This window comes from Streptococcus sp. 1004_SSPC, assembly GCF_001069025.1.
In the GTDB taxonomy this organism is placed as follows: domain Bacteria; phylum Bacillota; class Bacilli; order Lactobacillales; family Streptococcaceae; genus Streptococcus; species Streptococcus vestibularis.
In genome coordinates, this window is record NZ_JWGQ01000037.1 from 1 (window position 1) to 16720 (window position 16720).

Consider the following 16720-nt stretch of genomic DNA (forward strand, 5'->3'; position numbering starts at 1 on the left):
ATCCACGACAACGACTTTTTCTTGCCCCGCTTCAACCAAACGGTCCACCATGTGAGAACCGATATAACCAGCTCCACCTAATACTAATATTGCCATAAAATTTACCTTTTTCTTATTTTTCTATTATTATAACATAATTCTAGCCCATGGGACTAACGTGATTTAAGTAAGGGAAAAGAAGAGAAAAAATGGTCGCCAACAGTTAGTTAACAACCATTATTCTTTCTATCTCACCTTCACACAAATAGCATCCCAGGCTTGGAGTTTACCTTGGTCTGAGATTGGTTTCACTTCGGTATTTGAGATGACGACTTCTTCGACATCAAAATTATAATCAAAAATTTGTTCTTGGTCTGATAGATTAACTGCAATTAGATAGCTGCTATCCTGAGTCTTACGGATATAGGCAAAGACTTTGTCAGTTGTCTCCAAGAGTTCAAAGTCAGCATCAACCAACCAATCTTGAGTTTTACGAAGCTCTACGAGCTTTTGATATGTATAGAAAACTGATTCTGGATTGGCAAGAGCTGATTCAACATTTATGTCCTTATAGTTTGGATTAACAGGTAACCAAGTCTTATCCGATATGCTAAATCCAGCATTTTTAGACGTATCCCATTGCATTGGTGTTCGAGCATTGTCACGACCCACCTGACGGATTTGGTCCATGATAACTTCTATCGATGCCCCTTTTTCGAGAGCTTCTTTGGCATAGTTGAGAGATTCAATGTCATTCAATTCTTCCAAAGTCCTAAAAGGATAATTGGTCATGCCGATTTCTTCACCTTGATAAATGTAAGGTGTTCCTCTCATCAGATGAAGGAGGATAGCCAAGGCCTTGGCTGACTTCTCACGATAGACACCAGTATCTCCCCACATTGAGAGAACACGAGGCAGGTCATGGTTGTTCCAAAATAGTGAGTTCCACCCTTGTCCCAACTCTAACTCGGTTTGCCATTTATTAAAAATAGTCTTAAGTGCTGAAACATCCAACTCCTTCTCATACTCCCATTTAAGGCTATCTGGCTTATGCTGAAGTCCAATATGTTCAAACTGGAAAACCATGGAAAGTTCTTGATTATCTGGATTTGAATACTGTTTAGCAATTTCAGGTGTTGCTCCCCAAGTTTCACCAACGGTTAGAAGGTCGTGCTTTCCAAAGCTTGCCTGGTTCATCTCCTTGATATAATCGTGAAGTTTTGGACCATTTGTATCAATCAGTTGATCTGGGATCTTACCAATCATATCAATCACATCCATGCGGAAACCACCTATTCCCTTATCAATCCAGAAATTCATCATATCATAAACTTTCTGGCGCAACTGTGGATTTTCCCAATTGAGATCTGGCTGTTTTTTACTAAAGAAATGCAGATAATATTGGCCTGATGTCTCATCATATTCCCAAGCGGATCCACCAAAGATAGATACTAACTCATTAGGTTTGTCTCGCCAGATGTAGAAATCTCGTTCAAGACTTTCTGGATTTTCACGCGCCTCGATAAACCATGCGTGCTCATCAGACGTATGGTTCACCACCAAATCCATGATAATTCGGATATCACGCTTTTTGGCTTCCACCAAAAGTTCATCCATGTCACTCATGTCTCCAAAAATATCTGCAATAGCCTCATAGTTAGCGATATCATAGCCATTGTCATCCATCGGACTGTCATAGACAGGCGAAAGCCATAGGGCTGTGATTCCGAGCTTTTGCAAGTAGTCTAACTTACTGGTAATCCCTTTGAGATCACCGATACCATCACCGTTTTTGTCCATAAAAGATTTAGGGTAAATTTGATAAATCGTAGCTTTATGCCACCAATTTTTTTGCATGATTCTACTCCTAGTATTTATTATCATCCTGAGTCTGACAGTTCTATTTTACGTTTTTCCAGAATTTATGCAAGCGTTCTCTTTCATTGTTTAAAACATTGCAATGACCTATACTCCAGATTTCTTAAACTTTTGGTAATGTTGAGAAATAATAGAATTGAAATGTAAGGTTAGCATTTACTAATCTTAATACAAAAAATGACAGTTAATGCCTTAACCGTCACTTTTTACTTTTTGGGCAAGACCATAACAAAGCGCCTCCCCGTAGGACTTTCCTCAAATCTATAGCTAAGTTCCTCATGTTCTAGAAGGTATTTGACCACAAAAAGTCCTAATCCTCCTTCTTTCTTAGATTGAGCTTTAGTTGAAGTATTTTCTTTAGATACAATTGTATTTTCAATGACAAAATCAGATCCTCCATTTTCTAAACCTATTCGAACCACTCCCCCCTCATCAGAATGCTTGACAGCATTACTGATAATATTTGAGAGAACTAGTTTCAAAATAGCTAAATTCATGAAAATACTAGTTGCCGGAAGATAATTGTCAATTGATAGGGAGCGAGTCTCAACCAACACTTGATTTTGAGTGAGTATGCGATTTACCACATCATCTAACTGAATCCACTCCTTATCATCACCTAATTCTTGAACAGAAGATAGGGACAAGATTTCCAGGACGATCTGGTTCATCTCATCGACGATATCGAGGGAAACCGATAGATAGCGGTCTCGATCCTTGTAGCGACCAATATTATCTCGCATATTTTCTAGGATAATTTTCAAGCTAGCTAGAGGCGTCTTGAGTTCATGCGAAGCTCCTCTTAGAAATTCGACCTTTATCTGCTCCAACTTCAGATTTTCCTGTTTCTGCTGCTCTAGATTGTCGATCACTTCTAAAAGGTGGTGATAGAGGTCGTTGATGTGTTGCTTGAGGACGCCGATCTCATCCTGCGAGTCAATGGGGAGACTGGCTGTCCGATCCAGGCGCTTCATCCGCTTGGTCATCCGCTTGATTTCAAGAATTGGAGCAGAAATCATGCGGGCATAGAGATAGGAGGCAATCAACGACAGAACAAAAGAAGCAAGGAGTGTATAGGGAAGAAAGCCCAGACTGATATCTCGCGCTTCCTTTTGCGAATCGACAGTCGCTAAAAATTGCAAGGTTAAGTCTTGTCCTTCTTTAGTCTGAATTTTTCGCTCTTCGATGACCAGGGAATTATTCTGGCTAGATGGATTGAGGAGGAGGTCATCCTTGACTTCTAATGAATTTTGTTTTTCCTTGCCCTTAATATAGACCTTGATATCATTAGTCTTAGAATAGAGGGCAATAACCGTCTCAATGGTCCCCACTTCCTGACCTTGAAAACTGTCAGCCAAGACTTGCGATTTCTTCAAAATCGTCTGACGTTGCGACTCGATATAGGTCGATGGAAAAATAAAGTAGACGGATGCGTGTAACAGGATAACTAAGCCACTAAAGAGGGCGAAGGTTATCAGAAAGATCTTTACAAAGATACTCCGTTTGGTCATGGTCTCTCCAATTTATAGCCGACATTGCGTACCGTAACGATACAGTCCAGCTCTAGTTTTTTTCGCAGTTCCTTGATATAGACATCGATCACCCGGTCAAAAGGTATCTCCTCAGTCTCCTTCCAGACGGCATCAAGGATCTGAGATCGAGTCCGTGCCTTGCCTTCATGCTGGAGGAGGTATTCCAAGATTTCCAATTCCTTGGCGTTCATGGAAATAGCTTGCCCAGCTAGGCTGGCGGTATAACTCTCAAAATCCACCCGCACATCTCCATATGTGAAAACCCGGGAAGGTTGGAGCTTTTTAAAAATAGCTTCGATACGGACTCTCAATAGAGACAAGGAGAAGGGCTTTTCCAGATAGCCATCTGCCAACTCTCCAAAGGCTGTCAACTTATAGTCCTCGTCATGAAAGGCCGTCAGCATCAAAACAGGGACCGAGCTAGTCTTTCGGATAGTCTTGAGGACTTCCAGACCATTGAGGATTGGGAGCTGGATATCCAGCAAGACAAGATCTGGCATCTCCCTGTAAAAGAGGTCCAGGGCCTCATGACCATCACCTGTTTCAAAGACCTCATGGCCACATTCCATGAGATAGTCGCTCATCCCTTCTCGAATCAAGACTTCATCTTCTACGATTAGTATCTTCATACATTATCCTTTTAATCTATATATGGTCTCTTTCTTCCATTATACCGTTTTTTATAGATGCAGCAAACTTATCATTCAACATCAACTAAGAGGTCTTTGGGTTTCTTGTGAAGAAGCCAGCGAGAAGAAATCAAGGATACCAAGCTTAAGATAAAGCCACCGACTAGAATGACTACCAAAAGTTGCTTAGGTTGGACTGTCATATGAATCTGAGTCAGAGTCTTACTGAAGCTTTCTGCCTCAGCCCCTCCACCAAGATTTGCAGCTAGAGATTCTTTGGTCATTTGCTTATTGATACCTTCTGTTACATTGGAAAGGACTGTATTACCAACTTTTTCGGCAAAGAAACTAGCTAAACCATATGACAAAAGAAAGGCTGGTAAAGCAATCATCAGCAATTCTATTAAAAATTGACCCGCAACCTGTGTCTTTTTAAGTCCCAAGGCCAAAAAGATACCAACTTCTCTACGACGAGCATTTAACCATAAAATTAACAGAAGGGTTAGCAATAAACTTGTAAAAATGAGACTTCCAATAAACATACGGTTTGCCACACGATACATCCCAAGAATAGATTTCTGTAAAGCAGGGTAGTTTGACGAGCTCTTAACAAGATCGTAGAGGGACCAGTTAATATTCAACTTTTTAATCTTTGCTATCAAGGAATCAAGATTTTGATCGCCTTTAGCAAAGAAAGTGGCATCCTCATAAGTAGCAGTTTCTACAGTATTACCATAGAGTTTTGCTACTGTGTCTAGATCAGTGATGAGGGTGTTTTCATACAACTCCTGAGCATAGGTAACGGCTGCTTTATTTTGACCAGAAAATAAACCTTTGATAGTCACTTCTACTGTTTCATCAGCCCTTTTTTCGTTATCAGCATCATAGAGATTAGATTTAAGCTTTACTTTATCTCCTACATTAAGACCATTCTTTTTAGCTAAAGCTTCGTGCATTAAGATTTGATTATGATCCTTATCGGTTAGATGTTCTCCTTCAACTAGTTTATAAGCACCTGAAACAAATTTATCTTCTTTTGATGAGTCATTGACTCCTGTCAACATCAGGGTAGACTTAAAATTTTTAGCACGTTCTGGCGACTGATTTTGTAGCGTTTGCTCTGTTTCGATAATCTCATGATCTAATAAATCACCAATACCATTTATCCGTTTTATAGTCGAAACAATCCCTTTAGTCTCACTAATCTTTTTAATATCTTCTCCCTTAAGATTTCCAGCCCCTCGAGGAGTTCCAGGATTCGTGTTACGATTAATCTGCATTGAAAAACTATTGGTAATTGACCCTAGACTCTTGGATGCAGCTTCTTGGGTTGCACTTCGCATAGCAAGTCCTAACAAACTAAGAGTACTCATCAAAAGAATAATAATTAACAGTAATAGTGACTTTGACCATTTTCGTGTAATATATGCAAAAGCGTTTCGAAACATAAGAGTCCTTTCTTTATTTTTTCTTTTCTATGAGTTGTTTCTTCTTCAACTCTAAAACCACATCAGATGCTTGAGCAACTTCCTTACTGTGCGTAACAACTACGACACATTTTTGGCGATCTAAGGCCATTCTTTTAAGGATAGCAATAATATCCTTCGCAGTTTCCTCGTCTAGATTTCCTGTCGGTTCATCTGCTAAAATAATTGGAGCCTCTGAAACCAAAGCCCGCGCAATAGCTACACGTTGTTGTTGTCCACCTGAAAGTTGTAGGACATTTCGATTAATTTGTTTTTCATCTAATCCCAATTCAGAAAGTATCTTCTTATCGGCATTTTTATTAACAAGTCGTACATTTTCTAAAGGTGTAAGATAATCAATGAGATTGTAATTTTGAAAAACAAGTGCAACATGGTGTCTACGATGATAACTAGAGCCTTTTTTCTTGATATTTTCTCCGTTAAACAAGACCTGCCCCTTCTTGGGATAATCAAGACCTGCCAAAAGGGAAAGCAAGGTCGATTTTCCCGCTCCAGATTGACCAATAATACTATAAAATTTACCTTTCTCGAAACGATAATTCACCTTCGAGAGGATAGCTTCACTTTTATTTTGATAACTATACGTAACATCTTTGAGTTCTAACATAGTGTTCCTTTCTCCTTAACTCATATTAGATAAGATTTCTTTTGGAGTTTTGCGCCAAATGAGACCTGTTGTGACACCGAGCGATAACATTACCAAGACTAGAAGACTTAGATAAGATTGGCCTAAAGGTAGTCCCTGAGGAATTTGATCTAATAACCGAAGAGCCTGCTGCTGTCCTTGCTGTCCTATAAATTCTTGTAAAAACAGTCGACTTAGTAGCCGTCCAATAGCAAGGGCGGGTAGCAAAGACATAAGGGACACCAACAATATCTCCATAAGAAATTGAGCAAAAATGCGTCCCTTGCTCTTCCCAATTGCTAAAAGAATACCTATCTCATGATTTCGCTCACGCGTCCATAGTGCCATTAAAAATGAGAGGATCCCTGCTCCTGTAACAATTAAACTAATCATCATCGTTCTGACGATTCCTTGTAACGCTTTAGACGATTCCTTCAAGGAGTCAAAAGCCCTATGGTCCTCGTCTAAACGTAGACGATTCCAATCGATATCCAATTGTTCCACTTGTTTAATGACTTGATTGATTCTATCTGGATTCTTAATACCAAAGGATAATTTTGTCACTAACTTATCAGTCAAATTAAGTAGTTGGCTATCATCGTCATAATGGAGGAAGATTTGATTTTCACTTAAATCTGAGGACATTCCAGTAAATGTCTCCTCCTTCTTGCCAGAAAAAATACCAACGATATCAAAGGTCATTTTCTTAGCTCCATTTTCAGTCACCTGAAAATTGGACAAGGTCAGCTTGTCTCCGACGCTTAGTTTATTTTTCCTAGCAAGCGATTCATGAATCATAATTTGCCCTTTAGCAGATATGTACTTCCCCTTAAGAAGTTGAAAAGCACCACTCCTAAAATCAACACTTTGGGCTGTTTCCTTAGTAAAAGTGGCTCCCAAGGCTTGATTATCCATATTATCAAGATCATCACGTTCCACCGTTTGTTTTCCTGTAACGACCTTCTTATCGATTAGTCGTACTGGGCTTATATATTCAGGTATCGTTGTCATCACATCAGATAGATGACTAATCTTTTCCCCCTCTTTCCAGGAAAATGCACTGCCTCTTTCTTTACTTACCAGAGCAAAACTTGCCCCACTTGACTTCCTGATTTGTGCCTCCATTCCTCCACCAACTTGCATAAGAGAGAAACAAAAATACAAGCAAGATAATATCAAAAATAAAATAAGAAAAAGGATAAAATTCCGCGTTTTTTTGCGGAAAATATAAGCAGTTGCCTGTTGTAAGAGAACCATCTTCCACCTCCATTTAAGACATTAGCCCTCAGCTATACCAAAGATAAATGAGGACTCTTTCATTTTTCTTATCCTAATTATAGACGACAAATATGAAACCTTTATGAAATTAAATACTCTAAAGTGATTGTTATCTAAAAATCTAACTGCTGAGATGATAACCCCAATTAAATAATAACTTTAAAGGACTATCATAAAAAATACGTTTCATGATTGACCTTCACCTCTTTTTCTCTAATAAATCGTCCTTCGCTAATAGCATTTACCTTCGGCATTTGATATAATTTTTCTCAGAGGTATTTTTATTTATGAAGAAACAAGCTTTTAGTTCTGAACAGTATTTGAATCTACAACGCGACCATATTTTGGAGCGTATTCACCAGTTTGACGGTAAGCTCTACTTGGAGTTTGGTGGAAAGATGTTGGAGGATTTCCACGCTGCCCGCGTCCTTCCCGGTTATGAACCTGACAATAAAATCAAGCTCCTTCAAGAGCTTAAAGAACAAGTCGAAGTGGTTATCGCCATCAATGCTAGCAATATCGAGCATTCTAAGGCTCGTGGTGACCTTGGCATTTCCTACGATCAAGAGGTCCTTCGTCTGATTGATAAATTCAACGAGCTCAATATCTATGTAGGTTCCGTTGTTATTACGCAGTATTCAGGTCAACCTGCGGCTGATGCCTTCCGTAACCAACTGGAAAAAAATGGTATCACATCTTACATCCACTACCCTATCAAGGGCTATCCAACGGATATGAACCATATCATTTCTCCTGAAGGTATGGGGAAAAACGACTATATCAAGACTAGCCGTAACCTTATCGTCGTTACTGCTCCTGGTCCTGGTTCTGGTAAATTGGCAACATGTATGTCTAACATGTACCACGACCAAATCAATGGTATCAAGTCAGGTTATGCTAAATTTGAAACCTTCCCAGTTTGGAATCTGCCGCTTCATCACCCAGTTAACTTAGCCTATGAAGCTGCCACTGCAGACCTTGATGATGTCAATATGATCGACCCATTCCACTTGGAAACTTATGGCAAAACTACAGTAAACTACAACCGTGACATCGAGATTTTCCCAGTCCTTAAACGTATGCTTGAACGTATTCTTGGTGAGTCACCTTACGCTTCACCTACAGATATGGGTGTTAACATGGTTGGTTTTGCCATTACAGATGATGAGGCTGCCAAAGAAGCTTCTAAACAAGAAATCATCCGTCGCTACTATCAAACTGTACTTGATTTCAAAAATGAACGTGTTCCTGAGACCGCTGTCAAGAAGATTGAATTGCTAATGAATGATCTTGGTATTACTCCTGAAGATCGTCAAGTGGTCGTTACAGCACGCGCTAAAGCTGAAGAAACAGGTGGTTCTGCCCTTGCGCTTGAATTGCCAAATGGCCAAATTGTCACTGGTAAAAATTCAGAACTCTTTGGTCCAACTGCGGCTGCTTTAATTAACGCTATCAAGACTTCTGCAGGTATTGATAAGGATACTAAACTTATCGAGCCTGAGGTGGTTAAACCTATCCAAGGTCTGAAAATTGACCATTTAGGTAGCCGTAACCCTCGCCTCCACTCCAACGAAATCCTCATCGCCTTGGCCATCACAGCTGCCAACAATGCGGATGCGGCGCGTGCCATGGAGGAACTTGGTAACCTTAAGGGTTCTGAAGCTCACTCGACAATCATTCTTACTGATGAAGACAAAAATGTTCTCCGTAAACTTGGTATCAATGTGACCTTCGACCCTTACTATCAATACGACAAATTGTATCGTAAGTAATAAATCACTAGAAACTTCAAAGACCTCAGTTTTAGCAACTGAGGTCTTTTAGAATTGCATTTAGTTGGATAAAGAAAAAAGGGAAACTCTATCGAGTTCCCTTTTTGATAACTAATTTTTCGTCTCAACCCGTTCCTAATAAAAAGGGAGTGGCCTAGCATTATTATGAAAAAGTGAGTTAAAGGAATCAAACAGAGGGCTAAGCCACCCCCGATTCTAATCAGCCTACGATTTCTAACTTGAGAAAAGGTAAGCTAAAAAGCAAAACTATAGTAGATAGGACAGCAACAAGCGGGAGATAACGACCTCCAAAAAGGTAGAGAAGCAATGGAGCTATCGCTATCAAACGATTTAGAAAATTGCTAGTAACCCGAACGGTTTGTCCATCCTCCACAGTAATAGTATTGGACTTGTAACCCATTTTACCAACACTCAAACGAGCTTTTGATGACGGTAGGGAAACAGTTACTGCTTCCACACCAGAAACCGTCCCGACAAGACTAGTGTCTACTCGAATGGGACTCTTTCTAGCCACCTTACTAGCTTCTATTGTAATACTAGCCACTAATCATCTCCTCTTCCTATCTTCTACTTATAGTATACACTTTTAGAAACGCTTTCACAAGATAATCGACTATTAAATCAACGTTTCTTGATAATCATTGTGCCTTTTCAAAAAGTATTGGATACCTTGATTACTATATCACTGTCAGCTTTTTTTCAAAAAATTAATTATTTTTGACAGAAAATCTATTACAAGATATAATGTAATCATATCAGTTACAACTAATTGGCGATAACGGAAATAATAGAAAGAAGGTTACATGAAATCATATAAAGGAATTCTCCTACTAACCGTAAGTATTGTTCTGACGGTATACGCCTGGCTAGCAAGGGGCATGACAAACTTCGTCGCTCCTGGTCTAGCTTTAACAACCTTATCATGGACTTTTATGTTGGCAACACGATCACGAGTTTTAGAAAAACTCTTTAACGGAATTGAGAGAATGTACACTGTCCACAAATTTCTTGCCATCTTATCAGTTGTTCTCCTTGTTTTCCACAACATCGGTATGGGGAGTCTATGGGGTTCCCGTCTGGCTGCTCAGTTAGGAAACCTTGGTATTTATACTTTCTTGGCTATTGTGGTTCTGGTCTTTCTTGGCAAAACTCTCAAATATGAAACTTGGCGTTGGCTTCATCGTTTGGTGTACTTAGCCTATATTTTTGGTCTCTCCCATGTCTACTTGATTTTAGGACAAGTATTGACTAAGCCAAGTCTCTTATCATTTGTAGTGGGGGGCTTCGCTATTCTTGGTTTAAGCTCAGGATTTTATATCATCTTCCTCTACCAAATTATTGGTTTTAAAAATCGTGGGAAAATTGTGGGCTTAAAACGTATTAACCATGACACAACAGAAATAGCTATTAGGCTAACACGTCCAATGGATTATCAATTTGGTCAATTTACCTTTATTAAGATACTTCAAGCTGGTTTTGAGAAGGCACCTCACCCTTTCTCTATCTCAGGTGGACATGGCAATATTATCTATTTTACCGTTAAGGCTTCAGGTGATCATACCAAACAAATCTACAAGAAGCTCAGAGTCGGAAGCCCGGTAGCTATCGACCGCGCCTATGGTCACATGTTGCTAGATCAAGGTCGTGACAAACAAGTTTGGATTGCAGGTGGTATCGGCATCACCCCTTTCATTTCCTATATCCGTGAAAATCCTGTCCTTGATAGGGATATCGACTTCTACTACGCCTATACAGGTGAGCAGAACGCTGTCTATCTGGAGATGTTGACTGCATATGCTGCGAAAAATAAACATTTCAAACTTCACACTGTCAATAGTCAAGTGGATGGTTATCTGGACTTCACTGACTATCCTCTCACTGATGACACAACTGTCTTTATGTGTGCTCCAGTAAAAATGATGGAAGCATTTGCTAAAACCTTTACGGCAAACAATCCAAAGGCTGAGCTCGTTTATGAGGGCTTTAGTTTTAAATAAGTTAAAAAGACTCAGCAAAAACTGAGTCTTTTTGAGTGAGTCGGTAAGCTACTATTCTTCTTCTGGGTAGACCAATCCCCAGTCTTTGCGGAGTTGGGTCATGAGCTCCATGACATCTCGACTATAGTTGAGATAAAGATGATTTTCTTGACCCAAGACGGCTGCTTCCATGTCTAGGACCTCATACTGGAGGGCTTTGGCAGTTTCACCTACTTCGATGACTTCTTGTGAGCCATCTTCCGTATAGGTGATGACTGCCTTTTGCCCACGTGGATACTCGTAAATTTCGATATAACCCTTATCATAAGCAATGGTGCCACGTTTAGGTTGTTTGGCATGAAGACTTAGCGTCACCGTTGCCATTTCCCCTTCTGCATTGGTAAGGAGAATACCCGCTTGCTCATCAACACCAGTTGGAGCTAATTTAACCTGTGAAACCATCTCTGTCGGTTGCGACGTCATGAACCAACGTACAAAGGAAAGGGCATAGACACCGATATCAAGCAAAGCTCCACCAGCCAAGTTACGATTAAAAAAGCGGTTGGTCATGTCATATTCTTTATAAGAACCAAAGTTCATCTGGATAACTTTGAGAGGTCCTAGCTTACCACTTTCCACGATTTCAGAGAGTTTTCGATAGATAGGCATATGGAAAATGGTCATGGCTTCTGCCAGTTTGACATGGTTTTCTTCGGCGAGTTGGATAGCTTCTGCCAATTCCTCACTGTTTAAGGTGATAGATTTTTCACAGAGGACGTGTTTGCCCGCTGCGAGTGCCTTGCGAAGAAAATTGATATGCGTATTGTGAGGCGTTGAAATGTAGATAATATCCACTTCAGGGTCTTCAAAGACTTGATCAATCTCTTTATAAACCTTTTCGATTCCATATTTCTCAGCAAAGGCCACTCCCTTGTCATAGGTACGATTTGCAACGGAATAGAGTTTACCACCTAGGGCCTCTAAAGCCTGTGCCAACTCATTTGCGATAACACCAGTCCCAAGACTGGCCCACCTATACTTGATTTGATTTTCCATAGTGTAACTTTCTTTATTTTTGAATGGTTAATTCATTTACCTGAGATAAGATTTCAACCTCACTCGCTCCTGCTTGAAGAAGGGCTGAAGCCGTGTAGGCCCCCTCAATAAGGGGGACATGTTGAATGAGAATATCCTTTTCTGAAAATTCCTCAACCATCTCCAAATTCATGCGTGCACTGCCTAAATCGTAAAAGGCCAAGAGACGTTTAGCAGGCTGACTATCTACTGCTACTTGAACATGGTCAAAACTAGATCCCAGTCCACCATCTTCAAGACCGCCTGTAGCTGTCAAAGGAATATTTGGTGCAACTTCACGAATCAGACTCACCAATCCCTTGGCAATATCAGCGGAGTGGGATACAATCACAATTCCAAGTTCCGACATGTCCTAGCCCTCCGCTTCTAGCAAGGCTTTGAAGAGTAGCCCAGACGAATAAGAGCCTGGGTCAATGTGACCAATAGAACGCTCACCTACATAAGAGGCACGTCCCTTGGTAGCAACAACATCCTTCGTTGAAAGAACTGCTTGATCGATGACTTCATTCGTTAATTGATCTCGTTTAACTGCTTCAATAACTGGGCGCCAGACATCAATCATGGTTTTTTCGCCAACTTGAGCATGGCCTCGTTTTTCAATCATATCGGCACCTGCCTCAAGGACACCTGCTAAATCTTGACCAGCCTGCTCAGCCTTCATCATCCCCATAAAGGCAGAGCCATAGAGCGGACCAGAAGCCCCACCAACCTTGCTTATCAGAGCCATTGATACCGTCTTTAGAACATCTGCCGTACTTTGAGGGTCTGATGTGTTAATAGCTTCAACGGCTGCTGCCATACCACGCGCCAAGTTAGCCCCGTGATCACCATCTCCGATAGGACCATCTAACTCAGATAAGTGATCTTTTTCTGCTTCAACTTTTTGATTAAAGACTTGCATCCATTTTACTGCAACTATTTTATCCATAATATACCCGATTTCTAGTTTTTGTCATTCTTACCATGCGATAGTCTTAACAGGACTTTCTAGAGCCTCAAGCCAAGCGTCATCTTCAATCTTCATAAGAGTTAGTGAAAGACCTGCCATATCAATAGAAGTCATGTAGTTTCCTAGTTTTCTATAGATCACTTCTAGACCCGCGTCTCTAAGAAGACTTGCAACATCATTGGCAAAGACATATTGCTCCATGAGTGGCGTTGCCCCCATACCATTGATGAGAAGAGCATAGCGATCACCAGACTTAGCATCAAAGGATTCAAGAAGCTTACCAGTTAATTCTTCTGCTAACTGGCGAGATGGCTGCATAGACTCCTTACGATAGCCTGGCTCACCATGAATACCAATACCATATTCAATTTCATCCTCAGCTAGAACAAAACCAGGCTTACCAACCTCAGGAACCGTCGCACCGCTAAGGGCCAAACCAATGGTGTGAATATTAGGAACAATCTTGTCAGCCAAATCTTTGATTTCAGCCAGAGACTTACCTTCACGAGCCGCATGACCTAGGATTTTGTGAACAAAAATAGTACCAGCAACCCCGCGACGACCTTGTGTATAGAGGCTATTTTCCACAGCAATATCGTCGTCCACAACAACACTAGCAACCTCGATACCTTCCATCTCAGCCAATTCTTGAGCCATCTCGAAATTCATGATGTCGCCAGAGTAATTTTTAACAACCATGAAGACACCGGCTCCCTGGTCCGCTTCCTTGATTGCTTCCAAAATTTGATCAGGCGTTGGTGATGTGAATACTGCACCTGCGATGGCTGCCGAAAGCATACCATCACCTACAAAACCAGCATGAGCTGGCTCATGACCACTTCCACCACCAGAAATAAGACCTACCTGACCAGCAACCTGCTCATTTCTTGCAATGATATCAAAACCTTCAACTCTATGAACCAGATCATTGTGAACATAAGCCAAGCCATCTAACATCTCAGTAACAATATTTTCAGGTTTATTGATAATTTTTTTCATGGAATTTCCTCCTTTTCAAAGGGATCATCTATTTACACTTCAATGTACTTCCATCTCAAATCAATTTTCCCTTATAAATACAGGTTTTCAATCATTTTAGAAGAGGAAAAGCAACAATGTGTAAACGCATACAATTTATAATTCAATTGTAGCACTTGCCTCCAGCCGTGGCAAGTTAAAAAGGAAGACCGTCATTTTCCTAAAATATATTATTAAGTAGAAGAAAAATCTCATAAAAAGACTCATTTTAGTCACTAAAGTCATTGAAAAACGGGTTCTCAAAGCTTATAATGAAATGGCTACTAAAGCGATAAGGAGCGGTTACATGACTATCGATTTTCCAAATGAAACAGAGACGCAAAACGAAATGGATGCCATCCTTCAGGCAGGGCGAGTTCTTATGGAGAGCGGTGCCGAGATTTACCGTATCGAAGACACCATGGGTCATATGGCCAAGTCTCTTGGCATCAGAGACTTCTCCACTTACGTGGTCAATCGAGGAGTTATGATTTCCGGACTCAACCGCTCAGGTCTTAAGGAGTCTCGTGTTCTAGCTACCTCAGTCCCTTCTATTCATCTAGGAAAACTAGAGGAGGTTAACCGCCTGTCTCGTGAACTGGCAGAACAGCCAAATCAGCCCGTTTCTAGCATTTTCCAAAAGCTGAAAACCATTGAGCAGAAGACTTTCTATCGTCCTTTAGAGGATATTATAGCCTGTGTCATTGGTGCTGGGAGCTTCTCGCTAGCTCTTGGAAGTGGCTTGATTGATGGTACTGCTGCGGCTATATCGGGACTTTTTGTGGGGATTGGTATGCAGCTCTTTTCCCGTTTTATTCATACTAGTTTCTTGCAGATTATTCTCTCTAGTGCCATTGCCGCTCTATCAGCTAATATTCTCTATTATCTGGGTATCGGGCAGCATCGTAGCGTTATCATCCTAGGAGCCCTGATGATTTTGATTCCTGGAGCCTACTTTGTTAATGCTATCCGTGAATTCACTCAGAACAACTACTATAGTGGTCTGGCCCTGATGCTGTCAGGGATCTCCACTTGTCTGTCTATCTCTGTCGGTGTTCTTGCCATGATTTCCCTTCTCCCCTTTGCGGAACAATTATCAGGCATGTTCTCAACACCGTCCACCTCATGGCAAGAGGTCTTGATTCAGACTGTCATGGCAGGACTAGGAACAGCAGCCTTCTCCGTGCTATACCGAGTACCTAAGAAATATTTTTTAGACCTTGGAACACTAGGTGCTGGCTCATGGCTCCTCTACCTCTTGATTTGGAATAACACCCACCACGAAGTTTTAGCCATCCTCTTTCCTGCCTTACTGGTCACTTTCACCTCACGTTTCTTGGCCCACTACCGTAGATGTCCAGCTACCGTCTTCCTAGCCTCAAGCATGTTCCCACTCATTCCAGGAATGAGCTTCTACCGTGCCATCTACTTCCTATTGATTGGAAATGCAGACCTAGGCCTCAACTTCCTACGAGCTTGCTTCCTAGCCTCATTTACCATCGCCATCGCAGTCAGTTTGACACAACAAATCCCTAGCCATTATTTTGTACTAAGGAAGAAAAAATAAATTGTTGAAATCCATTGGTTTTGTATACCAGTGGATTTTTTGATACCTCAATTAAGTAATCAATAGCAAAAAACAGAATACAACTTAGTCGGTTCAATTCAGTTGATCTTTTTTGTCATTTTAATTATTAATCATCACAAACAGATAAATCATCTAAAAAACATGGCGATTGATGACAATCCTCTTGCTAGATTAATGTTGCGTTCTGATTCCTCTTGGAATTCTGCGAGAGTCTTACTCAACTCACTCACTCCATAACTTAATGAAATTCCTTTAGAAAGATTCTCGACTGCTAGAACTTGAATAGCTCTGCGTAACTCTGCAAGAAGTTCACTACTATCCTTCTTTCCAACTTCAATTTCATTTTTAAACATTACGAGTAACTTTCTCTCATTTTCAGTTGTTTCTGGATTTAAAATAAGATTATAGATATTGTTTAAGATATCCGTAATTTGCATGTTATTGCTTTTTGTCATCTGGAACACTCCCTAAATAGGTCCTGCTTTTCTCAAGGTAAACATTTGATTTATACTATCATCAAATTCGGAAAGAAATGCTATCTTGGTAAGCACACCTATATTCTTTATTTGAAAAAGATTCTACGCTTATCATAGACTACTGTCAATACTATGCCGAAAAAAATCTAAATAGAAGCACAGTCACCCCCCCACCCGTGAGAACGGGTGGCTTGCTCTTCGGCTGAAAGCCTCTGCTACCGGCCAAGGCCTAAAGGTCTACCGAATGGTTTCCCTTCAGCACCACATTTGCTAGCTGACCCGACTAGCCGGTCTCTTTAAGACTACTTTCTTTTATTCTTATCACCTGTAAACGAATCACATTCCTCGAAAATACTGAACTGATCTGCTATCATGTCCTCTTGTAATGGATTACGAATATATTCTTCAATTCGCTTCT

General features: G+C 40.6%; 16 protein-coding genes and 1 pseudogene. 3 read left to right on the top strand and 14 right to left on the bottom strand.

What is annotated here, in order from left to right:
• From ADF62_RS10700 to ADF62_RS02835, 7 genes are all read right to left on the bottom strand, one after another.
• Nucleotides 1-96 (bottom strand): NAD-dependent epimerase/dehydratase family protein (locus ADF62_RS10700; protein WP_152901312.1); only part of this gene is annotated, 96 nt, incomplete at its 3' end.
• Nucleotides 97-225: 129 nt separating this feature from the next.
• Complete coding sequence (dexB, locus tag ADF62_RS02810; RefSeq protein ID WP_048788024.1) at nucleotides 226-1836, bottom strand: glucan 1,6-alpha-glucosidase DexB; 1611 nt, start codon at nucleotides 1834-1836, stop codon at nucleotides 226-228.
• Between the two features lie 227 nt (nucleotides 1837-2063).
• Complete coding sequence (locus tag ADF62_RS02815; RefSeq protein WP_048788025.1) at nucleotides 2064-3368, bottom strand: sensor histidine kinase; 1305 nt, start codon at nucleotides 3366-3368, stop codon at nucleotides 2064-2066.
• Nucleotides 3365-4018: a response regulator transcription factor gene (locus ADF62_RS02820; protein WP_003096725.1), complete on the bottom strand. Its 654-nt coding sequence runs from the start codon at nucleotides 4016-4018 to the stop codon at nucleotides 3365-3367. The genes ADF62_RS02815 and ADF62_RS02820 overlap by 4 nt, the downstream gene beginning before the upstream one ends.
• Before the next feature lie 71 nt (nucleotides 4019-4089).
• Nucleotides 4090-5466, bottom strand: a complete 1377-nt coding sequence (locus ADF62_RS02825) for an ABC transporter permease (protein ID WP_048788026.1) — start codon at nucleotides 5464-5466, stop codon at nucleotides 4090-4092.
• Between the two features lie 13 nt (nucleotides 5467-5479).
• Nucleotides 5480-6112 carry an ABC transporter ATP-binding protein gene (locus tag ADF62_RS02830; protein WP_003096719.1) on the bottom strand — a complete coding sequence of 211 codons (633 nt, stop codon included), beginning with the start codon at nucleotides 6110-6112 and terminating at the stop codon, nucleotides 5480-5482.
• A gap of 15 nt (nucleotides 6113-6127) precedes the next feature.
• A complete protein-coding gene (locus ADF62_RS02835) occupies nucleotides 6128-7387 on the bottom strand; it encodes an ABC transporter permease (RefSeq protein ID WP_048788027.1) in 1260 nt (419 codons plus the stop codon).
• 308 nt (nucleotides 7388-7695) lie between these two features.
• On the opposite strand from ADF62_RS02835, the gene ADF62_RS02840 reads away from it, so the two are divergent.
• Complete coding sequence (locus ADF62_RS02840; protein ID WP_048788028.1) at nucleotides 7696-9180, top strand: DUF1846 domain-containing protein; 1485 nt, start codon at nucleotides 7696-7698, stop codon at nucleotides 9178-9180.
• Nucleotides 9181-9400: 220 nt separating this feature from the next.
• Here the strand turns inward: ADF62_RS02840 and ADF62_RS02845 are convergent, their stop codons facing one another.
• A complete protein-coding gene (locus tag ADF62_RS02845) occupies nucleotides 9401-9745 on the bottom strand; it encodes a hypothetical protein (RefSeq protein WP_003096712.1) in 345 nt (114 codons plus the stop codon).
• Nucleotides 9746-10004: 259 nt separating this feature from the next.
• Here ADF62_RS02845 and ADF62_RS02850 point away from each other — a divergent pair, with 259 nt between their 5' ends.
• Nucleotides 10005-11198 (top strand): ferredoxin reductase family protein, encoded by a 1194-nt coding sequence (locus ADF62_RS02850; RefSeq protein WP_048788029.1) that lies wholly within the window; start codon nucleotides 10005-10007, stop codon nucleotides 11196-11198.
• 51 nt (nucleotides 11199-11249) lie between these two features.
• Here the strand turns inward: ADF62_RS02850 and ADF62_RS02855 are convergent, their stop codons facing one another.
• The 4 genes from ADF62_RS02855 to dhaK are packed head-to-tail and all read right to left on the bottom strand — an operon-like array spanning nucleotide 11250 to nucleotide 14220.
• On the bottom strand, nucleotides 11250-12233 hold the full coding sequence (locus ADF62_RS02855; protein ID WP_003096706.1) for a Gfo/Idh/MocA family protein: 984 nt from the start codon (nucleotides 12231-12233) through the stop codon (nucleotides 11250-11252).
• 13 nt (nucleotides 12234-12246) lie between these two features.
• Nucleotides 12247-12621, bottom strand: coding sequence for a dihydroxyacetone kinase phosphoryl donor subunit DhaM (gene dhaM / locus ADF62_RS02860; RefSeq protein WP_003096703.1), 375 nt, complete (start codon nucleotides 12619-12621; stop codon nucleotides 12247-12249).
• A gap of 3 nt (nucleotides 12622-12624) precedes the next feature.
• Nucleotides 12625-13200 carry a dihydroxyacetone kinase subunit DhaL gene (gene dhaL, locus ADF62_RS02865; RefSeq protein ID WP_003096702.1) on the bottom strand — a complete coding sequence of 192 codons (576 nt, stop codon included), beginning with the start codon at nucleotides 13198-13200 and terminating at the stop codon, nucleotides 12625-12627.
• A 30-nt stretch (nucleotides 13201-13230) separates the two neighbouring features.
• Complete coding sequence (gene dhaK, locus ADF62_RS02870; RefSeq protein ID WP_003096700.1) at nucleotides 13231-14220, bottom strand: dihydroxyacetone kinase subunit DhaK; 990 nt, start codon at nucleotides 14218-14220, stop codon at nucleotides 13231-13233.
• Between the two features lie 325 nt (nucleotides 14221-14545).
• On the opposite strand from dhaK, the gene ADF62_RS02875 reads away from it, so the two are divergent.
• Nucleotides 14546-15805, top strand: coding sequence for a threonine/serine ThrE exporter family protein (locus ADF62_RS02875; RefSeq protein WP_048788030.1), 1260 nt, complete (start codon nucleotides 14546-14548; stop codon nucleotides 15803-15805).
• 149 nt (nucleotides 15806-15954) lie between these two features.
• Here ADF62_RS02875 and ADF62_RS02880 read toward each other — a convergent pair whose 3' ends face one another.
• Both ADF62_RS02880 and ADF62_RS11340 read right to left on the bottom strand, forming a co-directional pair.
• On the bottom strand, nucleotides 15955-16281 hold the full coding sequence (locus tag ADF62_RS02880) for a bacteriocin immunity protein (RefSeq protein WP_048788031.1): 327 nt from the start codon (nucleotides 16279-16281) through the stop codon (nucleotides 15955-15957).
• A 323-nt stretch (nucleotides 16282-16604) separates the two neighbouring features.
• Nucleotides 16605-16720 (bottom strand): annotated as a pseudogene (locus ADF62_RS11340) (IS200/IS605 family transposase); the annotation flags it as partial.